Raw genomic sequence first — 583 nt, 5'->3', positions numbered from 1 at the left:
GAATGGTCGCTACCAGCGCGTGATGCTGATAATCCCAGAAAGTCAGCGGAATATCGGCTTTGTTGCGCAACCAGGAATTAGCGCCGTCCGCGCCAATCACCAGACGCGCCGTTAACATGCTGCCATCTTTCAGCGTCAGGAAGGTTTCATTTTCTCCCCAGGCGACCTGCTGTAATTCTGCGGGGGCTAACAGAGTGATATCTGACGACTGATGCGCTTTGTTCCACAGCGCGTAGTGAATCACTGAATTTTCAACGATATGCCCAAGATGGCTATAGCCCATGCTTTGATCGTCAAACGAAATGTGACCAAAGCTGTCTTTGTCCCACACTTCCATACCGTGATAACAGCTGGCCCTACGAGAGAGAATGTCCTGCCAGACGCCAAGACGGGTGAGTAATTTTTCGCTGGCGGCATTGATAGCCGAAACGCGCAGTTGTGGTGGTGCATTCGCCGCCAGAGGTTCCTGTACGCGCTGCTCCAGTACGGCAACGCGTAAGCCGCTCCCCTGTAAGCCACAGGCAACCGCCAGCCCCACCATGCCGCCGCCAACAATGGCTACATCAACACTTTGCATTGTTTA

1 protein-coding gene is annotated in these 583 nt (G+C 53.7%); it reads right to left on the bottom strand.

Features of this window, described 5'->3' with window-relative positions:
- Positions 1–541: FAD-dependent monooxygenase (locus ACFFRH_RS44955; protein ID WP_512701154.1), on the bottom strand; the 541-nt coding region annotated here is incomplete at its 3' end.
- Between the last annotated feature and the right edge of the window lie 42 nt (positions 542–583).

The organism is Streptosporangium vulgare, assembly GCF_042428775.1.
In the GTDB taxonomy this organism is placed as follows: domain Bacteria; phylum Actinomycetota; class Actinomycetes; order Streptosporangiales; family Streptosporangiaceae; genus Streptosporangium; species Streptosporangium vulgare.
The sequence above is the reverse complement of the archived record's forward strand: the minus strand, read 5'-3'. Positions and strand labels throughout refer to the sequence as shown.